We start from the raw sequence: 8,721 nt of genomic DNA, 5'->3' as shown, positions 1-8,721 counted from the left end.
GCGCGCCAGCGTCACCGGCAATCCCTTGAGCTGGTTGAGCGCCTGGACCAGCTGGAAGTCGTCGGCCGCGCCGTATTCGAGCGGCTTGCGGCGCCGTTCGGCCGCGGCCAGGCGGGCCTCGGCTGCCGCGCTCGCGTGGGACGTGGCCGCCTCGTGCACCTTGTCGTTGGCCAGGTGGCGCACCAGGTCCGCCTCGCGCACCCGCAGCACCTCGCCGCCGTCCGCGGTCTCGTCCACCGGCACATCCGGCTTGATGCCCAGCGCCTGGATCGAGCGGCCCTTGGGCGTGTAGTAGCGCGCCGTGGTCAGCTTGACCGCGGTGTCATTGAGCAGCGGGCGAATGGTCTGCACCGAGCCCTTGCCGAAGGTCTGCGAGCCCATGATGATGGCGCGCTGATAGTCCTGCAGCGCGCCGGCCACGATCTCGGATGCCGAGGCCGACCCGGTGTTGACCAGCACCACCAGCGGCACGCGCTTGAACTGCTCCGGCACCCGCGCCAGCGGATCGGCATCGCCCTTCAGCTGGTAGTACTCGGGCCGCGCGTAGTACTCCTGGCGCGAATCGGCCAGCTGGCCGTTGGTGGACACGATCTGCGCCTCGCGCGGCAGGAAGGCCGCGGCTACGCCGATCGCGCCCTGCAGCAGGCCGCCCGGATCGTTGCGCAGGTCCAGCACCACCCCCTTGAGCTCCGGGTCCTGCTTGTGCAGCTGCGCGAGCTTGGCGGCCAGGTCGTCCACGGTCGGCTCCTGGAACTGGGACACGCGCACCCACGCATAGCCCGGCTCCACGATGCGGCCCTTGACGCTTTTCTGCACGACCTCCTCGCGCGCGATGGTGAAGGTGAGCGGCTGCGGTTCATCCGCGCGCACGATGGTGAGGGTGACTTTGGTGTGCGGCTCGCCGCGCATGCGCTTGATGGCGTCGTCCACCGCCAGGCCTTGCAGCGGCACGCCGTCGATGCGGGTGATCAGGTCCCCGGCCTTGATGCCGGCCCGCCAGGCGGGCGAATCCTCGATCGGCGCCACGATGCGGATCGCGCCTTCGTCGCCCTGGCCGATCTCGATGCCCAGGCCCGTGAACTTGCCGGCCGTGCCCTCGCGCAGCTCCTTGTAGGCGCGCTGGTCGAGGTAGGCCGAATGCGGATCGAGCGCGCCCACCATGCCGCTGATGGCATCGTTGAGCAGCTTGCGGTCGTCCACCCGCTCCACGTAGTCGGACTTGATCAAGCCGTACACGCTGGCCAGCTGGCGCAGCTCCTCGGTCGGGATGCTGGCGTCGGCCGGCTTTTGCGCCAGCGCCGAGAACTGCATCGACACCGCCACCCCGGCCACCGCGCCCAGCGCCACCAGACCTGCACCCTTCAGTTTCGAGCCCATGGATCACCTGTTCTTTCGGAACACGTCGGAGCACAACTCTTCGATTTCAGTATAAACCCGAACGTGGGCGGCGCCCGCCCCGGTTGGCGTCCATACATTTTGCGGGTTTGTGTAAATCCCATGTATCGCCGCGCGCCCGGCTGGTAAAGAAATGTAAGAACGCCTTCCGGTCCCGCGTCGCGGGCCTATATTGGTCCTTGTTTTTCTCTCTCCACAGTTAAGTGGTCTTGCCCGCAGCCCCCTGCGGGCTTTTTTCTGCCCGAAAGGTTTATCGATGAAGATCCGCTTCGCGGCCTCCGCCCTGGTGCTGGCGCTCGCCGCCGCCCCATCCTTCGCCACCCCGGTCATGGAGATGCGGGCCCAGGACCTGCTCATGATGGCGCCGGACCTGAAGAAGTCCCTCAACCTGACCCCGAACCAGCACACCCTGTGGCAGCAGGTGGAAGGCAAGACCCAGGCCCTGCTGCGTGCCCGCGCCCAGCGCCACCAGGCCTTGCAGCAGGCCGCCCTCAAGGCCGCCCAGACGCCGAAGGCCGAGCTGCGCGAGCTGGTGCCTGCCATCGACAGCGAGGAGCAGGCCATGCTGGCCGAGAACCGCCAGATCCGCGAGTGGTGGCTGGCCGTGAACGATGCGCTGGACGACACCCAGCGCCAGGCCGTCCTGAACCTGCTGGCCGAACAGCTGCAGAAGGCCGGCTTCGATGGCCCGCGCGAGGGTGGCCGCGGCGAGCGCAGTGGCGGCAGCGGTCCGCATGGCGGCATGGGCGGGGGCCGCCGCGGCGGTGGCATGAGCGGCAGCATGGGTGGCGGGCTGCCGGGCGGCGGGTCCGGCGGATTCTGACGGCATCCTGGGGCGCATGCCCGGACGCGCACACCCTCTGACATATGTATATGTATGCCGAGGGGCGGCCAGGTGTGGCGCCGCGTGTATCGAAACGTAAAAAATCCGGCGGCAGCGAACCGCCGGGCCAGCGCCGCCGCTAGAATGCCCCATCGCCGGCGGCCCCGGTGCATACATATCACGTACAAGAGAGACGAGAGACGACACATGCAGCGACACCTCCTCACCACCCTCGCCCTGAGCCTGGCCACCGCGTTCGCCACGAGCGCGGGCGCCGCCGACAAGGCTCCGGTTTCCGGCATCGACACCCAGTTCGTGGACAAGTCCGTGCGCGTGCAGGACAACTTCTACGACTACCTGAATGGTGGCTGGATGAAGACCACCGAGATCCCGGGCGACCGCTCCAGCTGGGGCACCTTCGCCAAGATGCGCGAGGACGTGACGCCGCAGGTGCGCGGCCTGATCGAGGACGCGCAAAAGGACAAGGCGGCCAAGGCCGGCACCAACAAGCGCAAGATCGGCGACTTCTACGCCAGCTACATGGACGAGAAGAAGGCCGACCAGCTGGGCTACAAGCCGCTGGCCGGGGAACTGCAGCGCATCCGCGCGCTGAAGGGCAAGAAGGGCATCCCGCAGCTGATGGCGCACCTGGCGCAGATCGGCGTGTCCGGCCCGTACGGCCTGGGGGTGGGCCAGGATGCGAAAGACTCGACCCGCTATGCGGTGCACATCTCGCAGTCGGGCCTCGGCATGCCGGACCGCGACTACTACCTGAAGAAGGACGACGCCAAGCTGGCCGATGTCCGCGCCAAGTACGTCAAGCACGTGGAGAGCATGCTGGCGCTGGCCGGCGAGAAGGACGCCGCCCAGCAGGCGCAGGCCATCCTGGCGCTGGAGACCGCGCTGGCCGAAGTCCAGTGGACCAAGGTCGCCAACCGCGACGCCAACAAGCGCTATAACAAGTTCGCCATCGCGGACCTGGACCAGCTGGCCCCGGGCTACGACTGGAAGGGCGCGCTGGCCGCGGCGGGCGTGGGCGGCAAGACCGACTACGTGATCGTCTCGCAGCCCAGCTACATCGAAGGCTTCAACAAGGTGCTGGCGTCGACCGATCTCGCGACCTGGAAGTCGTATTTCGAGTGGCAGCTGCTGCGCTCCTACGCCGAGTACCTCTCCAAGCCGTTCGTGGATGCGAACTTCGACTTCTACGGCAAGACCCTGACCGGCGTGACCGAGCAGCGTCCGCGCTGGAAGCGCGCCGCCGCCGACACCGAAGGCGCGCTGGGCGAAGCCGTCGGCCAGCTGTACGTCGACAAATACTTCCCGGCCGAGCGCAAGGCGCGCATGGAAGCACTGGTCAAGAACCTGCTGGCCGCCTACAAGGAATCGATCAACCAGATCGACTGGATGAGCCCTGCGACCAAGGAGCAGGCGCAGGCCAAGCTGGCCACCTTCACCTACAAGATCGGCTACCCGAACAAGTGGCGCGACTACTCCAAGCTGCAGGTGGTGAAGGGCGACCTGGTGGGCAACGAGATGCGCGCCGCCACCTTCGCCTACAACCGCAACATCAGCAAACTGGGCCAGCCGATCGACCGCGAAGAGTGGGGCATGACGCCGCAGACCATCAACGCCTACTACCGGCCGACGATGAACGAGATCGTGTTCCCGGCCGCGATCCTGCAGCCGCCGTTCTTCGATGCGAGCGCGGACGACGCGGTCAACTACGGCGCCATCGGCGCGGTGATCGGCCACGAGATCAGCCACGGCTTCGACGACAATGGCTCCAAGTACGACGGCTCGGGCAACCTGCGCGACTGGTGGACCGCGGACGACCGCAAGAACTTCATGGTCAAGGCCGAGGCGCTGGCCGCGCAGTACGACGGCTACAGCCCGATCAAGGGCTACAACGTGAACGGCCACCTGACCCTGGGCGAGAACATCGCCGACAACTCGGGCCTGGCGATCGCGTACAAGGCCTACAAGATCTCGCTGAAGGGCCAGAGCGCGCCGGTGATCGACGGCTTGAGCGGCGACCAGCGCTTCTACCTCGGCTTCGGCCAGGTGTGGCGCGCCAAGATGCGCGAAGAGCAGCAGATCGTGCAGCTCAAGACCGACCCGCACTCGCCGGGCGTGTACCGCGCCAACGGCACGGTGGTCAACCAGCCAGGCTTCTACGAGGCCTTCGGCGTGAAGGAAGGCGACAAGATGTATGTGGCGCCGGAGAAGCGCGTCATCATCTGGTAAGTGCACCTTCAGCGCATGTTAGAGTAGCAAACCCGCGCCCGCCCATCCGGCGGATGCGGGACCACACAAGTACGATCCATACGATCTTAAAAACGGAGAAGAAACAGTGAAGCGTCATCTTTTGAGCGCCTTGACCCTGGCCCTGCTGGCCGGCGTCACCCACGCAGCCGACACCAATGCCGCCAAGGGCGGTGCCGCCAAGCCGATGGCCAAAGCCGCCGCGGCGGCCGCGGTGTCGGGCGTCGACGTCCAGTACATCGAATCGTCCGTGCGCGCGCAGGACGACTTCTTCACCCACTTGAACGGCAAGTGGCTGAAAGAAACCGAGATCCCGGCCGACAAAGCCAGCTGGGGTTCGTTCGTCATGCTGTACGAAGACACCCAGCCGAAGCTGAAGGACATCATCGAGAGCTCGGCCAAGGCCACCAGCAAGGCCGCCGGTTCGGACGCGCAGAAGATCGGCGACTACTACGCCGCCTTCATGGACGAGAAGAAGGCCGATGAACTGGGCCTGACCCCGCTGAACGGCGAGCTGGCGCAGATCGCCGCGCTGAAGAGCCATGCCGACCTGCCGGCCTACTTCGCCCACGCCAGCGTGCGCGGGATCGGCGTGCCGTTCGACTTCGGCATCCACCAGGACAACAAGGATTCGACCAAGTACGTGGCCGACATCTCGCAGGGCGGCCTGGGCCTGCCGGACCGCGACTACTACCTGAAGGCCGACGACGCCAAGCTGGCCGGCTTCAAGGCCAAGTACCTGGAGCACGTCGAGAAGATGCTGGCGCTGGCCGGCGACAAGACCGCCGCCGCCGATGCGAAGGCGATCGTCGACTTCGAGACCCAGCTGGCGCAGATCCAGTGGACCCGCGTCGAGAACCGCGACCCGATCAAGACCTACAACAAGGTCGATATCGCCAAGATGGGCGAACTGGCGCCGGGCTTCGACTGGAACGCCTACCTGAGCACCGTCGGCATCGCGCCGAAGGCATCGTACGTGATCGTGTCGCAGCCGACCTACCTGAAGGCGTTCGCCGAACTGGCGGGCAAAGTGCCGATGGAGACCTGGAAGGCCTACCTGCAGTGGCACGCGATCAGCTCCTACTCGAACTTCCTGTCCAAGCCGTTCGTGGACCAGCAGTTCGCGTTCTACGGCACCACGCTGTCCGGCGTGACCGAGCAGCGTCCGCGCTGGAAGCGTGCGGTCTCCGCGACCGAAGGCGCGCTGGGCGAAATGCTGGGCAAGCTGTATGTCGAGAAGTACTTCCCGCCCGAGTACAAGGCGCGCATGGAAGCGCTGGTCAAGAACCTGCTGGCCGCGTACAAGACCTCGATCGACAAGCTCGATTGGATGAGCCCCGCGACCAAGAAGGAAGCACAGGCCAAGCTGGCCAAGTTCACCCCGAAGATCGGCTACCCGAACAAGTGGAAGGACTACTCCAAGCTGACCGTGAAGGCCGATGACCTGGTCGGCAACATCATGCGGTCGCGCGAAGTGGAGCAGAACCGCGAGCTGAATAAGCTGGGCCGCCCGATCGACCGCGACGAGTGGGGCATGACGCCGCAGACCATCAACGCCTACTACAACCCGGAGCTGAACGAGATCGTGTTCCCGGCGGCGATCCTGCAGAAGCCCTTCTTCGATCCGAAGGCGGATGACGCGGTCAACTACGGTGCGATCGGCGCCGTGATCGGCCACGAGATCAGCCACGGCTTCGACGACCAGGGCGCGCAGTACGACGGCAATGGCAATCTGCGCGACTGGTGGACCGCGGCCGACCACAAGAACTTCGAAGCCAAGACCTCGATGCTGGTGAAGCAGTACGACTCGTACTCGCCGATCCCCGGTTACAACGTTAACGGCAAGCTGACGCTGGGCGAGAACATCGCCGACAACTCGGGTCTCGCGATCGCGTACAAGGCGTACCACATCTCCCTGAAGGGCAAGAAGGCGCCGGTGATCGACGGCCTGACCGGCGACCAGCGCTTCTACGCCGGCTTCGGCCAGGTGTGGCGCATGAAGATGCGCGAGCAGGCGCAGATCCAGCAGGTGAAGACCGATCCGCACTCGCCGGGCATGTTCCGCGCCAACGGCACGGTCAAGAACCAGCCGGGCTTCTACGAGGCGTTCGACGTCAAGCCGGGCGACAAGATGTACCTGGCCCCGAAGGACCGCGTGATCATCTGGTAAGCCATTGCGCTTGTCCCGAAAGGCCGCCCCCGGGCGGCCTTTTTCTTTGTTCCAACAAAAGTATCGCCATCCAACACCGGGGTCAGACCCCTCTTTGATTTTGCTCAACCGTCCAAAGCCCAATTTTCCGGCCATCGAACCCGGTGCCAGACCCCGGTATTACGGCGTGCGACAAAGTATCGGAATCCAACACCGGGGTCAGGCACCGTTTTGATGTTCCTCAAGCGGGTGCAGCGGGATTTTTCGGATCGGGAACTGGGTGCCTGACCCCGGTGGTGGGTGGCGCGACTTTAGTTGCTGTAGCAGACGGCTTCCACGTTGTTGCCGTCGGGGTCAATCAGGAAGGCGGCGTAGTAGGTGGCGCTGTAGTCGGGGCGGGGGCCGGGGGCGCCGTTGTCGCGGCCTCCGGCATCGAGGCCGGCGGCGTGGAAGGCTTGCACGGCCTGGCGGTTGGGCGCAGTGAAGGCGACGTGGGTCCGGGCCCCGGCCTGCTTGCCGTCGGCCTGGTAGAGCCAGAGGGCGGGTGCATCCTGCGGGCCGAGGCCGGCGTAGCCGTCGCCCTGGCTGCCGACGGCGTGGCCGAGCGGACGCAGGATGGCGGCGTAGAAGCGGGTGCTGCGGTCCAGGTCCTGGACGTGCAATCCAATGTGGTCGTACATGATGGTCTCCAATGGTGTGGCACGCGCGGTGCCGGGGAGATCATCGTAGGCGGGGCAGGGCGAGGCGCTCTTGGAGAATCTTGCGCTGTTGGCGGGCGAGGGACTGGAAGGCCTTGGGCGGCACGCCGGCCGCCGTGCGGAAGGTGCGGATGAAGTTGGAGAGGTCCTGGAAGCCGGCGCTGTAGGCGGTGTCGGTGACCGTGGCGCCTTCGGCCAGCAGGCGGGCCGCGTGGCCGAGGCGGGCGCGGATCAGGTACTGGTGCGGCGTCACGCCGAGCGCGCGGCGGAACAGGCGCAGGAAGTGGAAAGGGCTCAGGTGCACTTCGGCGGCGGCGCGGTCCAGGTCTACCTCTGTGTGGGCGTGGGCGGCGATCCAGAGCGCGGCGCGCACGGCGCGCTGGCGGTCGGCGGCGGAGCTGCTGGTGTTGGCGCTGGCGATGCGCGCATTGCTTGCGGTGCTTGTGGCGTTTGTGGACATCGCCGGGGGCAGGGCGCTGGCGGCACCCGCGGGCACTGTCAGGCGGCGCGATCCGACGAGGCTGGCGAAGCGCTCCGCCAGCAGCAGCCCGGCTTCCTGCACGCCGATGCCGGTGGTGCCTTCGGCAGCGGCCTGGCCCAGCTGGCCGAGGATCGCGGTTTGCGCGTGCGGGGGCAGGGTGCCGATGCGCCAGCTGTCGTCGGTGAGGCCGAGCGTGTCCGCGCATTCCGGCGACAGCTGGAAGGACAGGCATTCGTCGCCGCACTGATGATCGGGGCCGTGCGCGCCGCCGTGCGCGGCGTGGCCGTGGTCGTGCACGCAGCGGTACTCGTCGCCCACGCGGCCGATCAGCAGCGACCCGGCCACCAGCTCGTGGCGGCGGCCGCGGTACTCCAGGCCGAAGCTGCCCTTGCGGACGAAAGACACCGAGTAGTTCCGGTAGTGCTCCGGGTACGGCGCGTCGCCGGGACGCGCATCGCAGCGGTAGTCGAGGGCCAGCAGCGTGGTACTGGCGTGCAGGATGGTGGAGGTCATGCGGACGATTGTACGTCTGCCATCGCGCCCCTGCTGGCGGCGTAAAAAAACCGCTCCGGGGAGCGGTTCTTCGGGGAGCGCGGTGCGCTTACTTGGCGGCGGCGGCCATGTAGTCGACGGCCGCCTTGACTTCGTCATCCGGGGCGCTGGAGCCACCCTTCGGCGGCATCATGCCGGCCTTGCCGGTGAAGCCCTTGATAGCGTGCTCGTACAGGGTGGCGTTGCCTTGCTTCAGGCGGGCGGCCCAGGCGGCCTTGTCGCCAAACTTCGGTGCACCGGCGATGCCGGCGCCGTGGCAGGCCTGGCAGGTCGCGGTGTACAGCGCCTTGCCGGCGTCGGCCTTGGCGGTGGCCGGTGCGGCGGCGGCCGGAGCCGAAGCCGAAGCCGCGGCGGGTGC

General features: G+C 66.9%; 7 protein-coding genes. 3 read left to right on the top strand and 4 right to left on the bottom strand.

Going from position 1 to position 8,721, the window contains the following annotated elements; genetic code table 11:
- Nucleotides 1–1,377 (bottom strand): S41 family peptidase (locus E4L96_RS03455; protein WP_135205835.1); only part of this gene is annotated, 1,377 nt, incomplete at its 3' end.
- A gap of 274 nt (nt 1,378–1,651) precedes the next feature.
- Here E4L96_RS03455 and E4L96_RS03450 point away from each other — a divergent pair.
- The 3 genes from E4L96_RS03450 (at nt 1,652) to E4L96_RS03440 (ending at nt 6,653) form a co-directional block, all read left to right on the top strand.
- On the top strand, nt 1,652–2,218 hold the full coding sequence (locus E4L96_RS03450) for a hypothetical protein (protein WP_167758589.1): 567 nt from the start codon (nt 1,652–1,654) through the stop codon (nt 2,216–2,218).
- Between the two features lie 207 nt (nt 2,219–2,425).
- A complete protein-coding gene (locus E4L96_RS03445) occupies nt 2,426–4,465 on the top strand; it encodes a M13 family metallopeptidase (protein WP_135205834.1) in 2,040 nt (679 codons plus the stop codon).
- Nucleotides 4,466–4,571: 106 nt separating this feature from the next.
- A complete protein-coding gene (locus E4L96_RS03440) occupies nt 4,572–6,653 on the top strand; it encodes a M13 family metallopeptidase (protein ID WP_135205833.1) in 2,082 nt (693 codons plus the stop codon).
- A 290-nt stretch (nt 6,654–6,943) separates the two neighbouring features.
- Here the strand turns inward: E4L96_RS03440 and E4L96_RS03435 are convergent, their stop codons facing one another.
- The 3 genes from E4L96_RS03435 to E4L96_RS03425 form a co-directional block, all read right to left on the bottom strand.
- Nucleotides 6,944–7,312, bottom strand: coding sequence for a VOC family protein (locus E4L96_RS03435; protein ID WP_135205832.1), 369 nt, complete (start codon nt 7,310–7,312; stop codon nt 6,944–6,946).
- Nucleotides 7,313–7,352: 40 nt separating this feature from the next.
- Nucleotides 7,353–8,324 (bottom strand): helix-turn-helix transcriptional regulator, encoded by a 972-nt coding sequence (locus E4L96_RS03430; RefSeq protein WP_135205831.1) that lies wholly within the window; start codon nt 8,322–8,324, stop codon nt 7,353–7,355.
- 88 nt (nt 8,325–8,412) lie between these two features.
- Nucleotides 8,413–8,721, bottom strand: a 309-nt coding sequence (locus E4L96_RS03425) for a c-type cytochrome (RefSeq protein ID WP_135205830.1), incomplete at its 5' end; no start/stop codon positions are given.

The sequence above is a fragment of the Zemynaea arenosa genome, from assembly GCF_004614185.1.
GTDB classification, from domain to species: domain Bacteria; phylum Pseudomonadota; class Gammaproteobacteria; order Burkholderiales; family Burkholderiaceae_D; genus Telluria; species Telluria arenosa.
The sequence above is the reverse complement of the archived record's forward strand: the minus strand, read 5'-3'. Positions and strand labels throughout refer to the sequence as shown.